The organism is Pseudomonas sp. NPDC087029, from assembly GCF_044745345.1.
Lineage (GTDB): Bacteria > Pseudomonadota > Gammaproteobacteria > Pseudomonadales > Pseudomonadaceae > Aquipseudomonas > Aquipseudomonas faucium.
Genome location: NZ_JBIVAB010000008.1, coordinates 120,275 through 136,962, shown reverse-complemented (window position 1 = coordinate 136,962; position 16,688 = coordinate 120,275). Strand labels below are relative to the sequence as shown.

Annotated in this window: 16 protein-coding genes; 5 read left to right on the top strand and 11 right to left on the bottom strand. The window is 65.0% G+C overall.

What is annotated here, in order from left to right; genetic code table 11:
• Positions 1-54: 54 nt before the first annotated feature.
• Complete coding sequence (locus ACIPG5_RS15275) at positions 55-1,119, bottom strand: ABC transporter substrate-binding protein (protein WP_401376072.1); 1,065 nt, start codon at positions 1,117-1,119, stop codon at positions 55-57.
• Between the two features lie 327 nt (positions 1,120-1,446).
• On the opposite strand from ACIPG5_RS15275, the gene ACIPG5_RS15270 reads away from it, so the two are divergent.
• Positions 1,447-2,160, top strand: a complete 714-nt coding sequence (locus ACIPG5_RS15270; RefSeq protein WP_176517913.1) for a UTRA domain-containing protein — start codon at positions 1,447-1,449, stop codon at positions 2,158-2,160.
• A 74-nt stretch (positions 2,161-2,234) separates the two neighbouring features.
• Here the strand turns inward: ACIPG5_RS15270 and ACIPG5_RS15265 are convergent, their stop codons facing one another.
• The 7 genes from ACIPG5_RS15265 to minC all read right to left on the bottom strand — a co-directional run bounded on the left by ACIPG5_RS15265 (position 2,235) and on the right by minC (position 8,839).
• The gene (locus tag ACIPG5_RS15265) at positions 2,235-4,388 is read right to left on the bottom strand and encodes a mechanosensitive ion channel family protein (RefSeq protein WP_176517912.1); all 2,154 of its coding nucleotides are present in this window, start codon (positions 4,386-4,388) and stop codon (positions 2,235-2,237) included.
• Between the two features lie 44 nt (positions 4,389-4,432).
• Positions 4,433-4,600 (bottom strand): hypothetical protein, encoded by a 168-nt coding sequence (locus ACIPG5_RS15260; protein ID WP_012271002.1) that lies wholly within the window; start codon positions 4,598-4,600, stop codon positions 4,433-4,435.
• Between the two features lie 170 nt (positions 4,601-4,770).
• Positions 4,771-6,060 (bottom strand): M18 family aminopeptidase, encoded by a 1,290-nt coding sequence (locus tag ACIPG5_RS15255; RefSeq protein ID WP_176517911.1) that lies wholly within the window; start codon positions 6,058-6,060, stop codon positions 4,771-4,773.
• Between the two features lie 72 nt (positions 6,061-6,132).
• Positions 6,133-6,768 carry an RluA family pseudouridine synthase gene (locus ACIPG5_RS15250; protein ID WP_176517910.1) on the bottom strand — a complete coding sequence of 212 codons (636 nt, stop codon included), beginning with the start codon at positions 6,766-6,768 and terminating at the stop codon, positions 6,133-6,135.
• 142 nt (positions 6,769-6,910) lie between these two features.
• Positions 6,911-7,165 (bottom strand): cell division topological specificity factor MinE, encoded by a 255-nt coding sequence (gene minE / locus ACIPG5_RS15245; RefSeq protein WP_012313197.1) that lies wholly within the window; start codon positions 7,163-7,165, stop codon positions 6,911-6,913.
• Positions 7,166-7,168: 3 nt separating this feature from the next.
• A complete protein-coding gene (gene minD / locus ACIPG5_RS15240; RefSeq protein ID WP_176517212.1) occupies positions 7,169-7,981 on the bottom strand; it encodes a septum site-determining protein MinD in 813 nt (270 codons plus the stop codon).
• Positions 7,982-8,080: 99 nt separating this feature from the next.
• Complete coding sequence (gene minC, locus ACIPG5_RS15235; protein ID WP_401376067.1) at positions 8,081-8,839, bottom strand: septum site-determining protein MinC; 759 nt, start codon at positions 8,837-8,839, stop codon at positions 8,081-8,083.
• 111 nt (positions 8,840-8,950) lie between these two features.
• Here minC and ACIPG5_RS15230 point away from each other — a divergent pair, with 111 nt between their 5' ends.
• Entirely contained in the window at positions 8,951-9,886 is a 936-nt protein-coding gene (locus ACIPG5_RS15230; protein ID WP_176517214.1) for a lipid A biosynthesis lauroyl acyltransferase, read from the top strand.
• Between the two features lie 62 nt (positions 9,887-9,948).
• Positions 9,949-11,091 (top strand): patatin-like phospholipase family protein, encoded by a 1,143-nt coding sequence (locus ACIPG5_RS15225; RefSeq protein ID WP_401376064.1) that lies wholly within the window; start codon positions 9,949-9,951, stop codon positions 11,089-11,091.
• 149 nt (positions 11,092-11,240) lie between these two features.
• Here the strand turns inward: ACIPG5_RS15225 and ACIPG5_RS15220 are convergent, their stop codons facing one another.
• Complete coding sequence (locus ACIPG5_RS15220; RefSeq protein WP_401376062.1) at positions 11,241-12,065, bottom strand: VacJ family lipoprotein; 825 nt, start codon at positions 12,063-12,065, stop codon at positions 11,241-11,243.
• Complete coding sequence (locus tag ACIPG5_RS15215) at positions 12,058-13,356, bottom strand: serine/threonine protein kinase (protein ID WP_176517217.1); 1,299 nt, start codon at positions 13,354-13,356, stop codon at positions 12,058-12,060. Before ACIPG5_RS15215 ends, ACIPG5_RS15220 begins: the two co-directional genes overlap by 8 nt.
• A gap of 189 nt (positions 13,357-13,545) precedes the next feature.
• Between ACIPG5_RS15215 and ACIPG5_RS15210 the strand changes: the two genes are divergently transcribed.
• Positions 13,546-13,914, top strand: a complete 369-nt coding sequence (locus ACIPG5_RS15210) for a hypothetical protein (protein ID WP_176517218.1) — start codon at positions 13,546-13,548, stop codon at positions 13,912-13,914.
• A gap of 104 nt (positions 13,915-14,018) precedes the next feature.
• Here ACIPG5_RS15210 and ACIPG5_RS15205 read toward each other — a convergent pair whose 3' ends face one another.
• Positions 14,019-15,584, bottom strand: a complete 1,566-nt coding sequence (locus ACIPG5_RS15205; protein WP_401376059.1) for a glycosyl hydrolase family 17 protein — start codon at positions 15,582-15,584, stop codon at positions 14,019-14,021.
• Between the two features lie 193 nt (positions 15,585-15,777).
• Here ACIPG5_RS15205 and ACIPG5_RS15200 point away from each other — a divergent pair, with 193 nt between their 5' ends.
• Complete coding sequence (locus ACIPG5_RS15200; protein ID WP_401376056.1) at positions 15,778-16,638, top strand: glycine betaine ABC transporter substrate-binding protein; 861 nt, start codon at positions 15,778-15,780, stop codon at positions 16,636-16,638.
• The last annotated feature ends 50 nt before the right edge of the window (positions 16,639-16,688 follow it).

Below are 16,688 nucleotides of genomic sequence, written 5' to 3'. Positions count from 1 at the left end.
CATCGCCGGCTTGCCGGCGATGAGGCCGCTTCAGGCACTAGAAAAACCAGGCCCTCACTCCATCTCGATGATCACTTGCTCCTGCCACTTCTGCGGCAGTTCCTTGGAGGTCTTTTCCCACGCCTCGGCATTCTTGATCGGCTGCGCAGCGCTGTACTGCTCGTTAGGCAGCAGCTTGGCCTGCACATCCTCCGGCAGCTTCAGGTGCTCGGCGCGAATCGGCCGGGCGTGGCCCTTGGCCAGGTTGATCTGCCCGGCATCGCTGAAGATGTATTCGCGGGCAAGCTTGGCCGCATTGGGGTGCTTGGCGTACTTGTTGATGATGGTGGTATAGCCGGACATCACCGTGCCATCGGATGGGATCAGCACTTCGAAGCGCTTGGGGTCGATCTGTTCACGGTAGCTCAGGCCGTTGAAGTCCCACACCACGCCGACCTCCACTTCGCCCTTTTCCAGGGTCTGGATGGTCGGGTTGGCCAGCGACAGGCGCTTCTGCTGGGCCAGCTTGGTGAACAGCTGCAGGCCCGGTGCGATATTGGTTTCGTCGCCTTTGTAGGCAATCGCGGCGGCGAGCACGCCGTTGGCCGCCTGGGCGGCAGTGCTGACGTCGCCGATGGCGACCTTGTACTTGCCTTTTTCCAGGTCGTGCCAGGACTTGGGCCGTTGATCTTCCTTGACCAGGTCCTTGTTGATGATGAAGGCGATGGTGCCGGTATAGGCCAGCGCCCAGTGGCCGTCCTTGTCCTTGGCCCACTCCGGCACCTGGTCCCAGGTGCTCGGCTTGTACGGCTGGCTCACGCCCTTGGTCACGGCGATCGGCCCGAAGGCTGCGCCGACGTCACCGATATCGGCGCTGGCGTTGTCTTTCTCGGCGTCGAACTTGGCGATTTCCTGGGCCGAGCTCATGTCGGTGTCGGTGTGCTTGAGGCCGTATTTGCTGGCCAGATCTTCCCAGGTGCCTTTCCAGTTGGCCCAGGCATCGGGCATGCCCACGCTGTTGACTTGGCCTTCTTTCTTGGCGGCGGCTTCCAGGGTGGTGAGGTCAGGGCCTGCGGCCATGGCCGAGGTACACAGGGCAATAGCAGAACCGAGCAGTGACGCCATGAAGAACTTTTTCATCCGAAGCTCCTTGGGTGGGTGCCTTAAGCGATCGTGGTCGTGCATGTAACCGTTGCTGGAAACCGTTGGTCTAGGTCAGCAAACCTTGCGCCAAGGTAGGCCGCTTGCGTGACAGTTTGATGTAAGAGGCCCTTGCCGCGGCCGGCCACGGTTGCCTGAAGGTACAGCGTAGACCAGTTCACACCCTTGAATTTGCGGGCTTGGCGCGCTTCTGGCAGGGCCTTGGCCAAGGCCTTGTCACAGGATGTTCATCAGCCGTGCCTAGGCTTGCACTATTCTCCAGATGCCCTGTTTTGGGGCTGGACTAGTCCAGATAGGTAACCTTTGATGCAGTCGATGCCACCGCGTGCGGTAACAGCCATCTGCCATGCCCTGCAGGAGCAGATCGAGCATGGCCTGCTGGCGCCGGGCGGCAAATTGCCGGCCGAGCGCAAGCTCAGCGAGGTGTTCGACACCACCCGCATCACCCTGCGCGAGGCATTGGTGCAGTTGGAGGCCCAGGGGCTGATCTATCGTGAGGAACGGCGCGGCTGGTTCGTCGCCCCGCAGCGGCTGACCTACGACCTGATCGAACGCAGCCATTTCCATGCGATGGTGCGCGACCAGGGCCGCCAACCCACCACCGAACTGCTGTCGGCACGCCTGCAGCCGGCCCCGGCGGCCATCTGCGCGCGCCTGTGCCTGCCGGCGTTGTCCAGCGTGGTGCGAATCTGCCGGTTGCGGCGGATCGATGGGCGGGCGGTGCTGTATGCCGAGCACTACCTCAACCCGCGCTACTTCCCGGGGATTCTCGACCAGGACCTGGCGCAGTCACTGACCGAGATTTATGGGCGGGTGTATGGCATCGAATATGGGCAGGTGCGCTTCGAGATCCTGCCCACCGCCTTGCCGGTGGACGCGGCGGCGGCCTTGAAGGTGTCGGCGGGCAGCCCGGGGCTGCACATCACCCGGGTCAACAGTGACCAGCATGGCCACCTGATCGACTGCGACCTGGAGTATTGGCGCCATGATGCGATCTGCATTCGTGCCCAGGCGGGGTAGGGCTGCTTTGCAGCCCAATCGCCGGCAAGCCGGCTCCCACAGCTTGTGGCAGCCGGCTTGCCGGCGATTGGGACCTAACTGGACGAACCGGCTTCTGTCATCCCGCCACCCCCGGCGGTCACCACCTGCACCGACAGCCGCGGCGTCGCCAGGTCCAGCCCCGCCTCATCGAGCTGGCGCTTCAACGCCAGGTTGAACGCCCTCGACACTTCCCACTGCTTGATCGGCGCCGTCTTGAACCGCGCCCGCAGGATCGCCGAGCCCGACTCGAAGCTTTCCACCCCCTGCAGCTCCAGCGGCGACCAGATGTTGCGGCGCATCAGCGGGTCGGTACGCAGCTTCTGCCCCACCTCGCGGATCAGCGTGATGGCCTGGTCGATGTTCATGCTGTGCGGGATCGCCACGCGGAAGATCGCATAGCCGAACTCGCGCGAGTAGTTCTTGATGCTCTTGATTTCGCTGAACGGGATGGTGTGCACGATGCCGTCGATGTCGCGCAGGCGCACGGTGCGGATGGTCAGGCCCTCGACCGTGCCCAGGTGGCCGCCGACATCGACGTAGTCGTCGATGGCCAGCGAGTCCTCGATGATGATGAACAGGCCGGTGATCAGGTCGGCTACCAGCGACTGTGCGCCAAAGCCGATGGCCAGGCCGATCACACCGGCACCGGCCAGCAGCGGCGTGACGTTCATGCCCATGTTGGCCAGGGCGACGATCACCGCGATGATGAAGATGGCCACGAACATCACGTTGCGGATCAGCGGCATCATGGTTTGCGCGCGGGCGTTGGCCAGGCCGCGGCGCGAGCGCACCAGGGCGTGGTGCACCGCCGTGTCGGCGAGGATCCACACCAGCCACGCGGCGATCAGCGTGCCAGCCAGCCCCGCCAGGCGCATGCTCACCTCATGCCCGTCGCCTTCGGCGAAGCCGACCATCGACAGGCCCCACACCCGCAGCCCCAGTTCGATGAACAGCAGCCAGATGCCCAGGTGCAGCAGGGCATAGGCGAAGTTGCGCAGGCGTTCGGTGTACACCGCCTGGCGCTTGTTGGCGCGCTTGGGGTTGGCGGCGTGGCGGCGCACCAGGCCGTTGAGCACCATGCACACCACCACCAGCACCGTGCACATCAGCGACTGGCGCAGGGCGGTGCTGGTGTCGCCGGCGGAAATGAAGGTGGCGATCAGCGAAATCGCCACCAGGATCAGCGGCGGCACGAACCAGAAGCTGCCGAGCAGTTCGATGGTGTCGCTCAGGGTGCGCCGGGTCAGGCGCCGGTCCAGGGGCTGGTTGCGGATCAGGTGGGCGATCGGGCGGCGAAAACGCAGGATGAACAGCCCCGTGCACACCGCGGCGATGACGTTGGCCAGGGTCGCCAGGGCATGCGCCAGGTGCGTGCCCAGGGCCACGGTCATGCGCGGGTCGCTCATCGCCTCGCCAAAGGCGGCGAAACTGCCGATCAGCCACAGCGGGCGGAACGCCTGGTGGCGCAGGATGTACAAGGCGCGGTGGCGGTGCGGGCCATCGAGCAGGGAGAAGGCGATCACGCAGATGGCCGAGAAGCAGGTGCCCACCACCAGCGCATAGGCCAGCACCATGGCCATCGACTTGCCCAGCGAGGAGGGCAGGGCAAAGCTCAGGTACACGGTGAACACCAGCGCCACCAGCCACGGCCCGAGCTTGCGCAGGGCGAAGCGCACCAGGTCCCAGGTGCGCGGGTGCTGGGGCAGTTCTTCGGTCAGGCCGAAGCGCACCCGCACGCGGTGGCCGATCCAGTTGAAGGCGTAGGCCAGCAGGCTCCAGACGGCGATGATGGCGGCAAAGCCGAAGAGAATCGCCGGCCACTGGTGCACGGGCACGATCAGTTCGCTGAGTTCGGCCTGGGCCTGGTCGATTTCCTGCGACCAGCGGTTGAACGGGCTGGCGTCGCCGCTGAACTGCTTCTCCAGGTCATGCAACGCCCCGCCGATCAGGCCCAGCACGCCTTGCTCGGCGGCCGGTTGCGATTGCTTGGTGGCATCGCGCAGCTTTTTCAGGTCGGCCAGCAGCTTGGCCCGTTGCTGGTCGTTTTCCAGGTTCTTGATCACCTCGTCCAGCGACTTGCCCAGGGGCTCGGTGGCCTCGGGCTGGGCGGGGGTACTGGAGCCGAGCAGGCTCGGCAGCCCCGCCGCCTGGGCCGGGGAAAGGGCGATGAACAGCAGCAGGGCAAGGCAACGCAGGAGTGCAGGCACCGGGAAATCTACCTCAGGTCAAACGATTGACCGAGTGTAGAGGTTTATGTGGGGAGTTTCTCAAGGATCTTCCAGCAGGTGAGGCCGAAGATACCCAGGGTGCCGATCCACATCATCAGCACGCCGATGTTGCGCTCGCGCATGCTGAAGCCGATGGTCAGCAGCAGCAGGAACAGGAACACCGGTACGAACAGGGACAGGAACGGGGACATGGACAGCAATCCTTTTGCGTGGGGGCATGCCTTAAGCATAGCGGGTGGAAGCGAAGCGGGATTGATCCGTGGCAGCTCATTGGCCCAATCGCCGGCAAGCCGGCTCCCACAGGCGCGATGCATGCTGTACCTGTGGGAGCCGGCTTGCCGGCGATTTGGGCGCTACCGGATCAAGGCAATTCGCGGCTGCGGTAGAACGCGGTCAACACCTTCACCAGGTGCGCCAGGTCATGGCTGCCGCACAGTTCGCGAATCGAGTGCATGGCAAAGGTCGGCAGGCCGATGTCGACGGTGCGCACGCCCAGGTGGCTGGCGGTGATCGGGCCGATGGTCGAGCCGCAACCCATGTCGCTGCGCACCACGAAGCTCTGCACTGGCACTTCCTCGGCCATGCACAGGTGGCGGAAGAAACCGGCCGTTTCGCTGTTGGTGGCGTAGCGCTGGTTGTTGTTGACCTTGATCACTGGGCCTGCGTTGAGCTTGGGCCCGTGGTTGCCGTCATGCTTGTCGGCGTAGTTGGGGTGCACGCCGTGGGCGTTGTCGGCCGACACCATCAGCGAGCGCTGGATCGTGCGCACGTAAGCGTCGCCCTCCGGCAGCAGGCGCTGCAGGGTCTGCTCCAGCATCGGGCCGTCGGCGCCACAGGCCGAGCAGCTGCCGACTTCTTCGTGGTCGTTGCACACCAGCACGCAGGTTTCGTCGCTGTCGGCCGCCAGCAGCGCCTGCAGGCCTGCATAGCACGACAGCAGGTTGTCCAGGCGGGCGCCGGCGATGAAGTCGCCGTTCAGGCCGATCAGGGCGGCGTCCTGGGTGTCGTAGAAGCTCAGCTCGTAGTCCAGCACCACGTCGGCGTTGAGCCCGTGCTCGCGGGCCAGCTGCTCGGTGAGCAGGGCGCGAAAGTCGATGCGCTCGTCGCCGGCCACCTGGGCGAGGATCGGCGGCAGTTCGTTCTGCGGGTTGATCTGCCAGCCTTCGTTGGCGGTGCGGTTCAGGTGGATGGCCAGGTTGGGGATGATCGCGATCGGCAGCTTGAAGTCGATCAGCTGGCTCTCGACCTTGCCGTCACGGCGGAAGGTGACGCGCCCGGCCAGCGACAGGTCGCGGTCGAACCACGGCGCCAGCAGGGCACCGCCGTACACTTCCACACCCAGTTGCAGGAAGCCCTGGCGCTGCAGCTCAGGCTGCGGCTTGACCCGCAGGCACGGGCTGTCGGTGTGTGCGCCGACCATGCGGATGCCGCTCAGCAGGGGCGCTTGCTTGCCCAGCTTGATGGCGATGATCGAGGAATCGTTGCGGGTGACGTAGTAGCGCCCGCCAGGCACCGTGGCCCAGCTGTCACGCTCGTCCAGGCGCTGGTAGCCGGCGGCCTCGAGGCGCTGGGCCAGGCTGGCGGTGGCATGGAAGGGCGTGGGGGAGGCCTTGAGGAAATCGATCAGGCCGGTATTCAGTGCTTCGCGCATAACTCACTCCAGACAGCAGTGGCGCGAGTTTAGCGCAGATGGAATACAAATTGTGTCGGGCCCTTCGCGGGCTCAGAACGGTGCCGGGCACTCGAACTTGAGCCGCTCCCCGGAAACCGGGTGGGTAAAGCTCAGCATCGATGCATGCAGGCACAGCCGCTCGTGGGCCGCCAGCGCTTCGGGGTTGGCATACAGGCGGTCGCCCAGCAGCGGATGGCCGATCGACAGCATGTGCACGCGCAACTGGTGCGAACGCCCGGTAATCGGCGTCAGCTCGACCCGGCAGTAATCGCCGCAACGCTCGACGATGCGCCAGAAGGTCAGGGCATGCTTGCCCTGTTCATGGTCCACCACGTGGCGCGGCTTGGTTGGCGGGTCGTAGCGCAGCGGCAAATCGATGCTGCCGCTGTCCAGCGCCGGCTGGCCCCAGCACAGGGCGGTATAGGCCTTCTCGGTTTCGCGGTCATGGAACTGGCGCGACAGCTCGCGGTGGCTGTCGGCGTCACGCGCCAGCAGGATGATGCCGGAGGTTTCCCAGTCCAGGCGGTGCACGATCAGGGCGTCCGGGTAGCCGTTTTCCTGCAGGCGGGTGATCAGGCAGTCCTTGTTGTCGTCGGCACGGCCTGGCACCGACAGCAGCAGAGTCGGCTTGTTGACCACCAGGATGGCGGCGTCTTCATGGAGGATCTGCACGTTCGACAGCGGCATTGCGGGTTCTCTGTAAATACGGACTGGGGCCGCTGTACGGCCCTTTCGCGACACAAGGCCGCTCCTACAGGTATTCGCAGTCCCCTGTAGGAGCGGCCTTGTGTCGCGAAAGGGCTGCAAAGCAGCCCCAGCTTCAGCCAGATCAGCGATCCGGCAAGGTGATGTTCAGTTCCAGAATCGAGCAGCTACCCTGGTTTTCCAGTTCGATATGCACATCATCGCTGCCGATGTTCACATACTTGCGGATCACTTCGAGCAGTTCTTTTTGCAGCGCCGGCAGGTAGTCCGGCTCGCTGCGCTGGCCGCGCTCATGCGCCACGATGATCTGTAGACGCTCTTTCGCTACCGACGCGCTGGTCTGTTTCTGTCTGCCACGAAAGAAGTCAAAAAGGTTCATGGTTTACTTGCCTCCAAACAGGCGCGCGAAGAATCCTTGCTTCGGCACTTCGATGAAACGCAGGGGTTTCTCTTTGCCCAGGAGGCGGTCGACAGTGTCGCTGTACGCCTGGCCAGCATCGCTCTGGTCGTCGAGGATGACCGGAATACCTTGGTTGGATGCCTTGAGAACCGCTTGAGATTCGGGGATGACACCCAGCAGCTCGACCGAGAGGATTTCCTTGACGTCTTCGACGCCCAGCATTTCGCCTTTCTCGACCCGCTCCGGGTGGTAACGGGTGATCAGCAGATGTTCCTTGATCGGATCATCGCCTTGCTCTGCGCGACGCGACTTGCTCGACAGCAGGCCGATCATGCGGTCGGAGTCACGTACCGAGGACACTTCCGGGTTGGTCACGACGATGGCTTCATCGGCGAAGTACATCGCCAGGTGAGCACCTTTTTCGATACCGGCCGGGGAGTCGCAGACGACGAAGTCGAACTGCTCCTTGAGCTCCATCAGCACTTTCTCGACGCCTTCCTTGGTCAGCGCGTCCTTGTCGCGGGTCTGGCTGGCGGCCAGCACGAACAGGTTCTCGAGGCGCTTGTCCTTGATCAGGGCCTGTTGCAGGTTGGCTTCGCCGTTGACCACGTTGACGAAGTCGTACACCACGCGGCGTTCGCAGCCCATGATCAGGTCGAGGTTACGCAGGCCGACGTCGAAGTCGACGATGACGGTCTTGTGGCCGCGCAGTGCGAGGCCGGTGCCGATGGCGGCGCTGGTGGTGGTCTTGCCCACACCCCCCTTGCCGGAAGTAACGACGAGAATCTTGGCCAAGGTGTTTCACCCCTAAATAAGTCGGGACACGTGTCCCAGCAAAATGCAAAAAACGGCAACAGATAAAAAAGTTGCTCTAAAAATGACGGCAAGTATCCGTTAAAGACGGGTGATGTTCAACACATCACCGGACAGGCTGACTTGCACGCCGGCACCCCACAGCGGGTCGCGGCGCAGGTCCTCGCAGACCTTGTACTGCCCAGCGATGGAGACCATTTCGGCCGTCATCTGCTGGCAGAAGATACGGGCCTTGGTATTGCCCTTGATGCCGGCCAGGGCGCGGCCGCGCATGGGGCCGTACACATGGATGTTGCCATCGGCGAGAAGTTCCGCACCCGGGCTGACCGAGGCTGTGACCACCAGGTCGCCACCCTGGGCGTAGATCTGCTGGCCACCGCGCACCGGCGCGGTGATGATCCGGGTCGGGCGGATTTCCGGCTCCCCTACCGGCGCCGGGGCCGGTGCAGGTTCGGGTTTCTTCACTTCAGGTTCCGGCTCCAGCGGCCGCTCGCGGGCGCCGGAGGGCGGCAGCACGGGCAGGTCGATGGCGATCGCCGCGGCGATGTCCTCGATGCGGTTGGCGCGGATGGCCAGGGTGCGCAGGCCGTGGTGGCGGCAGATGCGCATCAGCCCGGGCAGGTCGATGGCACCTTCGTCGGCCGGCAACTTGTCCAGGGCCAGCACCAGCGGCGTGTTGCTGAAGAAGTTCGGCGCCTGGGCCACTTTCGCCGCCAGTTGGCGGTCGAGGGCTTGCAGGTCGTTGCGCCCCAGTTCCAGCACAGTGATGGCGAGCATGCTGCCCTTGAGCTGGAACACGGAGGCGGTGTCGGGTGTGTGGTTTGGGCTCATGGTCTGCATAGACGGCAAGTTGCGAAAAAAGTGCCCTGACTTATAACGATAAGACCGGTTGGCCGCAACCGGCGCAGATCCGATGTAGAATGCTCGGCCTTTGTCCTACCGGAAGCTTCAATGGAACGCCCGCGTTTTCGTCCCTATTTCCTGCACCCACGGTTCTGGGGCCTGTGGCTTGGCCTGGGCCTGCTGTGGCTGGTGGTGCAGCTGCCGTACCGGGCCCTGCTGTGGCTCGGCAGTGCCCTGGGCGCGCTGATGTACCGCGTGGCCGGCGAGCGTCGGCGCATCGCTGCGCGCAACCTGGAGCTGTGCTTCCCGGAACTGTCCGTCGACGAACGGCGCCGGTTGTTGAAGGCGAACTTCGCCTCCACCGGCATCGCCTTCTTCGAAATGGCCATGAGCTGGTGGTGGCCCAAGGCCAGGCTGGCACGCCTGGCGCACATCGAGGGCATCGAGCACCTGCAGGCGGCGCAACAGGCCGGGCAGGGCGCGATCCTCATGGCGGTGCACTTCACCACCCTGGAGATCGGCGCCGCGCTGCTGGGCCAGGCCCACACCATCGACGGCATGTACCGCGAGCACGGCAACCCGCTGTTCGACTTCATCCAGCGCAGCGGCCGCGAGCGGCACAACCTCGATTCGCTGGCGGTGGAGCGCGAGGACGTGCGCGGCATGCTCAAGCTGCTGCGCGCCGGCCGCGCCATCTGGTACGCACCGGACCAGGACTACGGCGCCAAGCAGAGCCTGTTCGTGCCGCTGTTCGGCATCCCGGCAGCCACGGTCACCGCCACCACCAAGTTCGCCCGCCTGGGCAAGGCGCAGGTCATCCCCTTCACCCAGAAGCGCCTGGAGGATGGCAGCGGCTATCGTCTGGTGATCCACCCGCCGCTCGAGGACTTCCCCGGTGAAAGCGAAGAGGCCGATTGCCTGCGCATCAACCAGTGGATCGAAGGTGTGCTGCGCGCGTGCCCCGAGCAGTATCTGTGGGCGCACCGGCGCTTCAAGTCGCGGCCCGAGGGTGCGCCGCGGCTGTATGACAAGAAAAAGCGCTGAGGGCGCGTTTGCAGGGCCGGCGATAGGGCCGGTGCTGACCACTTGAATCCAGGAAGGAATCGATGACCCCAACCACCGGCCTGATCCTCTCCGGCGGCGGCGCCCGAGCCGCCTATCAGGTCGGCGTACTGGCCGGCATCGCCGACCTGCTGCCTCCTGGCGCGGCCAACCCGTTCCCGGTCATCGTCGGCACCTCGGCCGGCGCCATCAACGCCGTGGCCCTGGCCAGCGGGGCCACGCGTTTCAGCGAGTCGGTGCAGGCGCTCACCCAGTTCTGGCAGGCCTTTCGCAGCCACCTGGTGCTGCGCAGCGACTGGCCAGGGGTGATCCGCCAGGCCAGCCGCTTCGTCGGCCACAGCCTGCTGGGCCTGGGCGGCCACGCACCGGTCGCCTTGCTCGACAGCAGCCCGCTGCGCCAGCTGCTGGAATCACGCCTGGACCTGGATGGCATCGGCCATGCCCTGGCCGCCGAGCACCTGCGCGCGGTGGCGGTGACCGCGTTCGGCTACGAATCCGGGCAGGCGGTGACCTTCTACCAGGGCCGCGGCACCATCGACCCCTGGTTGCGCCATCGGCGTATCGGCGTGCCCACGCCGCTGAGCATCGACCACCTGCTGGCCAGCGCGGCGATTCCGCTGCTGTTCGCGCCGGTGCGCCTGGGCGATGAGTACTACGGGGACGGCGCGGTGCGCCAGTCGGCGCCGATCAGCCCGGCGCTGCACCTGGGGGCCAGCCGCGTGCTGGTGGTCGGGGTCAGCGGCAACCCGCAGCGGCCGGCGCCGCCCTCGCCATCCCAGCGCGTGTTCAGCGGCCAGCAACCGAGCCTGGCGCAGATTGGCGGGCATATGCTCAACAGCACCTTCATCGACAGCCTGGAAGACGACATCGAGCTGCTGCAGCGGCTCAATCACCTCAGCCACTTGTTGCCCGCGCACCTGGATGCCCGGCGCCTGGGCCTGGCGCCGATCGAGGTGCTGGTGGTGGCGCCCAGCCAGCCGCTGGACGAGATCGCGGCGCGCCACCGGCGTGAGTTGCCGGCGGCGTTGCGCCTGTTCCTGCGTGGGCCGGGGGCGACGCGCACCAGTGGGGCGGGGGTGTTGAGCTACCTGCTGTTCGAGGCCAGCTACTGCAGCGAGCTGATCGAGCTGGGGCGGCGCGATGCGTTGGCCAAGCGCCGGGAGCTGGAGCAGTTTCTGGGGATTTGAGCCGCGCTGTGATGCCTGCTGTAGGAGCGGCCTTGTGTCGCGAAAGGGGCGCGAAGCGGCCCCAGCAATCCTTGCAGCAGCATTGAAACTGGGGCCGCTTCGCGACCCTTTCGCGACACAAGGCCGCTCCTACAGGCGAAGCCGGCACATCACTCGGCTATCTGCAACTTGCGCGCCTGGGTATACACATACCGCACCTTCTCGTACTCGAACGGTGAGTTGAGCTGGCCATAGCGGAATTTGGTGGTATAGCGCTTGTCCACCGCCCGCAGCAGGAAGATCTCCGGGTGGTCGGTACTGGCTTCGGCCACGCCCAGGTAGTTGATCGCCTGTTCCCCGGCATAGTCCACCATCACCCCGGTGGTGTCGCGCAGGTTCGAAGGCCCCAGCACCGGCAGCATGATGTACGGCCCTTCCGGCACACCATAGAAGCCCAGGGTCTGGCCGAAGTCTTCGCTCTGGCGCGGCAGGCCCATCTTGGTCGCCGGGTCCCACAAACCGCCCACGCCGATGATGGTGTTGAACATCAACCGCGCGGTGATTTCCGCCGAGCGCTTGGCCTTGAGCTGCAGCACGCTGTTGAACAGGTTGGGCACATCGCCCAGGTTGTTGAAGAAGTTGCTCACCCCAGTGCGCACGAAGCTTGGCGTCACGTACTGGTAGCCGCTTACCAGCGGCAGCAGCACCCATTGGTCGAGGCGGTAGTTGAAGTGGTAGATGCGCCGGTTCATCGACTCCAGCGGGTCGTACACGTTCAGCGCTTCCAGGGTCGAGCGCTCGAATTCGCGCTGGTCCAGCCCTGGGTTGAATTTCAGTTCGCGCAGTGGGTCGATGAAGCCGTCGGGCTCCGGTGCCAGGGGCTGCGCGGTCACTTGCGGGTCGGCTTCGATCACGCTGGCGCGGGGTGCGGTTTCGGCGGCCAGGGCGTTGCCGGCAACCAGCAGGGCAGCGGCGAGGAGGCATTTGTTAACCACGGAAGAACTCCAGCATGGCGTCGCTGTTGACGCGATAGTTGAGGTTGCCGCAATGGCCGCCATGGGGGTAGAGGGTCAGGCGATCGCCGAACACCTTGCGCAGGAAACCGATATCGCCGGGGCCGAGGATGACGTCGTCGGCGTTGTGCATCACGGCGATCTTCGGGCTGTCGCGCAGGTAGTCCTCCAGCGCGTACAGGCTCACCTGGTTGACCAGCTGCAGGATGCTGTTGCCGTCGGTGCGCGCGCGCCACATCGGGATCACCTGCTCGGTCAGGTAGCAGTCGAAGTCGCACTGCAGGGCGCGTTTGAAGAACGGCGTCAGGCTGCTGCCTTCGGTGATCGGAAACTTCGGCGGAATGATCAGGCCACGGCGGTTGATCAGGTCGGAGGTGAAGGCGATATCGGCCGCCGAGAAGCGGAACGAGGTGCCGATGAGCATCGCCATCTGCTCGTTGGACAGGTGCTGGCGCGACTGCTGGAAGTCGTACAGCAGGGCGTCGTTGAGGTCGATGTAGCCCTTGTCCTGGAAGTAGCGGGTGAGCTTGTTGAGCATCAGCTCGTAGAAGGTGGTGCTGCGGTCGATGCCCTTGACCTGGGTCTGCACCAGCTTGTCGAGGTTGTTGATCGAGGTGTACAGGTTGACCGGCGGGTTGAGCAGCAGCACGCGCTTGAAGTTGAAGCTGCGCCGGGTTTCGTCCAGGCGGCTGACGAACGCCGCATCCAGCGCCCCGAGGCTGTAGCCGGTGAGGTAGAACTCGCTGATCGGCAGGCGCGGGTGCTGGGCGCGCACGGCCTGCATCACCCGGTACATGTCTTCGGCGTCGTCCTGGCTGATGCCGGGGGTGGCGAAGCGCGAGGCGGCGCTCATGAAGTCCCAGCTGGTCGGTGACGACAGCTGCACCACGTGGAAACCGGCCTGGTAGAACAGCTTCTTGAGGTATTCGTTGATGCTGCTGGAGTAGGGTGCGCCGGTGCCGGCGATGAGGAAGATCAGCGGCGCCTCGTGGTCCTGGCGGGCCAGGCGGTACTTGAGCTTCTTCACCGACCAGAAGTTGTCGGGCAGGGTGAATTCGCGCTCCGGGCGCAGGTTGAGGCTGTAGTCGGACTGGTCGATTTCATCGTCGCTGGGCAGCGTCGGCCGCTGGTCGGGCGGCGTGGTGGCGATGGTCGCCTCGAACGGGTTGGTCAAGGGGAAACCGTAGCTTGCGGCGTCGATATCACGCGCCGATGCGGCTGCAGCCATGAGCAGGCCGCCAAGAAGGGCGGCAAGGCGCCAAGATCGAAGCATGTAATCCCCCAGAAGGAACAAGGTCGTGCAATACGCAGGCTAGGACCACCGGTGTGCCATCAAAGTTGCCAAGTGCGCTGGCCTTTGGTGTGCGGGTTATCTGCAACATAGCTGCAAGGCCATGATTTTGCCTTAGTGCAGGGCTTGGGCGATCATGTTTGTTTTTGCTCACCGCATTGGGAGAACTGGATGTCTCGTTCGCTGCCGGCCGCTGTGCTGCTGCTGTTTCTGGCGCTTTGGCTCGCTGCCAGTTATGGCGTGCGCTATGGCTTGATGGAAGATGGCCAGTGGGTCGGGCTGTGTAGCGCGCCTGGGGAGTACTGGCAGTGCCAGGTGCGCGCGCTGCTGGGGCTGGGGATTCATTTCCAGGTGCTGGCCTGGGCCGGGTTGGGCCTGGCCTTGCTGGCGCAGCTGGTGGCGGGCCGGGCCGGCTGGTGGTTGGCGGTGCTGGGGCTGGTGTTCGGCGTGCCGGCATTGGTCTTGTATACCGCGAGCATTGCGGTATTTGCGGTGGTGCTGGCGGGGTTGCGCCTGGTTCGGCAACCGCGGCGTGGCTGAGAGGGGCTGCTTTGCAGCCCATTCGCCGGCAAGCCGGCTCCCACATTGAGAGGGGTAGGAGCCGGCTTGCCGGCGATCGAGGACGCAGTCCTCGCCTGCGGTGCCTAGGCCTTGCGCAATCGCAGGCTGCGCCACAAGGCGGCAGTCATCAGCACACTGACCAGCGCCCAGCCCCAGGCCTGCTGATTCTCCAAGCCTTCCCGATAAAGCTGCGGCATCACCCCAGCCCCCACGATAAACGCCAGCAATGCCACCTCGGCGCGCGCCGCCGGCACCGGCCGCAGCAGGTACACCACGGCCGGCAAGGCCAGCGCCGCGCTGGGGAAGCTGCGATAGCGCGGGTCGAACACCATCGCCAGCATGCTCACCGCCGCGGCAAAACCTGCCGCCAGCAACAGCCACCCGGCACGCGCCTGCAAGCCGGCGAACAGCCGCTCGCGCCAGCCGGCACGGCGCGCCAGGGCCAGCACCGCGTGGGCCAGCACCAGCAGGTTGAGCCCGGCCAGCGACACCGCCCACAGCCATTCCCCGGCAAAGCGGGCATGGGTGCGCATCAGCTCGCCCCACAACCCCAGGCAAGCTGCGCCAAACGCCGCCAGCAGCGGTAGCAGCAGGGCACCTGCAGCCGTGGCGGGGCGCCCGGCGAACACCAGCATGGCCGCCATCAGCGCCGCGCTGGCCAGCAACCACTGCGGCCAGTAGTGCAGGTTGCTCACCGGCCCTTCGAGCACGCCCTTGTCTTGCCGGTCGGCATCGAACAGCCCCCAGTAGCCGCCCACGGCCCCTTCATTGGCGCGCTTCCAGGGCTGGTCGAAGGCTTCGATCAGGTTGTAGTGCCAGCCGTTGGCCTCGGCCATGGCGACGAAGCCGCGCACGAAACGCGCTTCGTTGGCCCGGCTGGGGATGGCGGTTTCGCGCTGGCGGCCTTCGCTGGGCCAGCCGGTTTCACCGATGAAGATGTCCTTGGGCGCGAAGCGGTTGGCGAACACCTGGTGCACTTCGGCCACATGCGCCAGGGCGTCATCGATGCCGCGCGGGTCGTCTTCCCAGTAGGGCAGCAGGTGGATGGTCAGGAAGTCCACCGCCGGCGCCACCTGTGGGTGCTGCAGCCAGAACTCCCAGACATCGGCATAGGTCACCGGCACCTGGACCTGGCGCTTGACCTGGCCGATCAGCGCGGCCAGGCGCTCGCCGGTAACTTCCTTGCGCAGCAGCGCCTCGTTGCCGACGATCACCGCGCTGACCACGTCCGGGTTGGCATTGGCCGCGTCGATCAGCAACTGCACTTCCTTGTCGGTATCGACCGGGTTGGCATTCACCCAGGCGCCGAGCATCACCTTCAGGCCGTGCTTGCGCGCCAGCGCCGGGATTGCCTCAAGGCCGGTCATCGAATAGGTGCGGATGCACTGGAATCGCTCGGCCAGCAGCGCAAGGTCGGCGTCCATGCGTGCCGGGCGCAGGCGGAAGGGCTGGTCGTAGGGCGACTGGTCCTTGTCGAACGGGGTGTACGAGGCGCACTGCAGCTTGTGCGTTGGGCTGGCGGCGTCGGGCAGCTGCACGGGCTTGCCCAGCCCGTACCAGAGCGCCCCGAGCCCGAGCAGGGCGAGCAGGCAGGCGAGCAGGTAGAGCGGCAACAGCAGGCGGGCAGGGTTTGGCATCGGGCGGTCCATCGTCAGGCGCAAAACGGTAGATAGTAGCCCGGCGCCAAACCTTTGGCATGCAAGGATCGCGCAGAACCCAATGGCGGGGTGCCGCTAATGGCACAGTGCTGTCGCAATGGGTTGGGTACAGGTCGCAGCTGGAGCAGGTCGAGCGAAGTTGCAGGCACATGATGCAATCTCCAAGACCTGACGAGGGGATGGTTTGATGACTACGAAGAAAGTGCGACGTTTCCTGGGGGTGGGTACTGCCCTGGTATTGGCCATGAGCACTGCGCAGGCAATGGCCAAAGAGGTAAGCATCGGTTACGTGGATGGTTGGGCCGACAGCGTGGCGACCACCAACGTGGCTGCCGAAGTGATCAAGCAGAAGCTCGGCTATGACGTGAAGCTGCAGGCGGTGGCCGCAGGGATCATGTGGCAGGGCGTGGCCACCGGCAAGCTCGATGCCATGCTGTCGGCGTGGTTGCCGGTCACCCACGGCGAGTACTGGGCCAAGAACAAGGACAAGGTGGTCGACTACGGCCCCAACTTCAAGGACGCCAAGATCGGCCTGATCGTCCCCGAGTACGTCAAGGCCACCAGCATCGCCGACCTCAAGACCGACGACAGCTTCAAGCAGAAGATCGTCGGCATCGACGCAGGCTCCGGCGTGATGATCAAGACCGAGCAGGCGATCAAGGACTACGACCTCACCGGCTACAAACTGCAGGCCAGCTCCGGCGCCGGCATGACCGCCGAACTTGGGCGCGCTTACCCCAAGCAGCAGTCGATTGCCGTGACCGGCTGGGTGCCGCACTGGATGTTCGCCAAGTGGAAGTTGAAGTTCCTGGATGACCCTAAAGGGGTTTATGGCGCGGCGGAAACCGTCAACAACATCGGCAGCAAAAAGTTGGACAAGGATGCGCCGGAAGTTGCCGCGTTCCTGAAGAAGTTCCAGTGGCAGTCCAAGGATGAGATCGGCGAAGTGATGCTGGCGATCCAGGATGGCGCCAAGCCTGAGCAGGCGGCCAAGGACTGGGTGGCCAAGCACCCGGACCGGGTCAAGGAGTGGACGGGCAAGTAATTGATTCGAGGGCCAGTGTGGCCTTATTGCCGGCAAGCCGGCTCCCACAT

Bases quoted from the DNA above. Each gene is read 5' to 3' on its own strand.
- ACIPG5_RS15275 (WP_401376072.1), bottom strand. From the start codon at position 1,119: ATGAAAAAGTTCTTCATGGCGTCACTGCTCGGTTCTGCTATTGCCCTG.
- ACIPG5_RS15270 (WP_176517913.1), top strand. From the start codon at position 1,447: ATGCAGTCGATGCCACCGCGTGCGGTAACAGCCATCTGCCATGCCCTG.
- ACIPG5_RS15260 (WP_012271002.1), bottom strand. From the start codon at position 4,600: ATGTCCCCGTTCCTGTCCCTGTTCGTACCGGTGTTCCTGTTCCTGCTG.
- ACIPG5_RS15255 (WP_176517911.1), bottom strand. From the start codon at position 6,060: ATGCGCGAAGCACTGAATACCGGCCTGATCGATTTCCTCAAGGCCTCC.
- ACIPG5_RS15250 (WP_176517910.1), bottom strand. From the start codon at position 6,768: ATGCCGCTGTCGAACGTGCAGATCCTCCATGAAGACGCCGCCATCCTG.
- minE (WP_012313197.1), bottom strand. From the start codon at position 7,165: ATGAACCTTTTTGACTTCTTTCGTGGCAGACAGAAACAGACCAGCGCG.
- minC (WP_401376067.1), bottom strand. From the start codon at position 8,839: ATGCAGACCATGAGCCCAAACCACACACCCGACACCGCCTCCGTGTTC.
- ACIPG5_RS15230 (WP_176517214.1), top strand. From the start codon at position 8,951: ATGGAACGCCCGCGTTTTCGTCCCTATTTCCTGCACCCACGGTTCTGG.
- ACIPG5_RS15225 (WP_401376064.1), top strand. From the start codon at position 9,949: ATGACCCCAACCACCGGCCTGATCCTCTCCGGCGGCGGCGCCCGAGCC.
- ACIPG5_RS15215 (WP_176517217.1), bottom strand. From the start codon at position 13,356: ATGCTTCGATCTTGGCGCCTTGCCGCCCTTCTTGGCGGCCTGCTCATG.
- ACIPG5_RS15210 (WP_176517218.1), top strand. From the start codon at position 13,546: ATGTCTCGTTCGCTGCCGGCCGCTGTGCTGCTGCTGTTTCTGGCGCTT.
- ACIPG5_RS15205 (WP_401376059.1), bottom strand. From the start codon at position 15,584: ATGGACCGCCCGATGCCAAACCCTGCCCGCCTGCTGTTGCCGCTCTAC.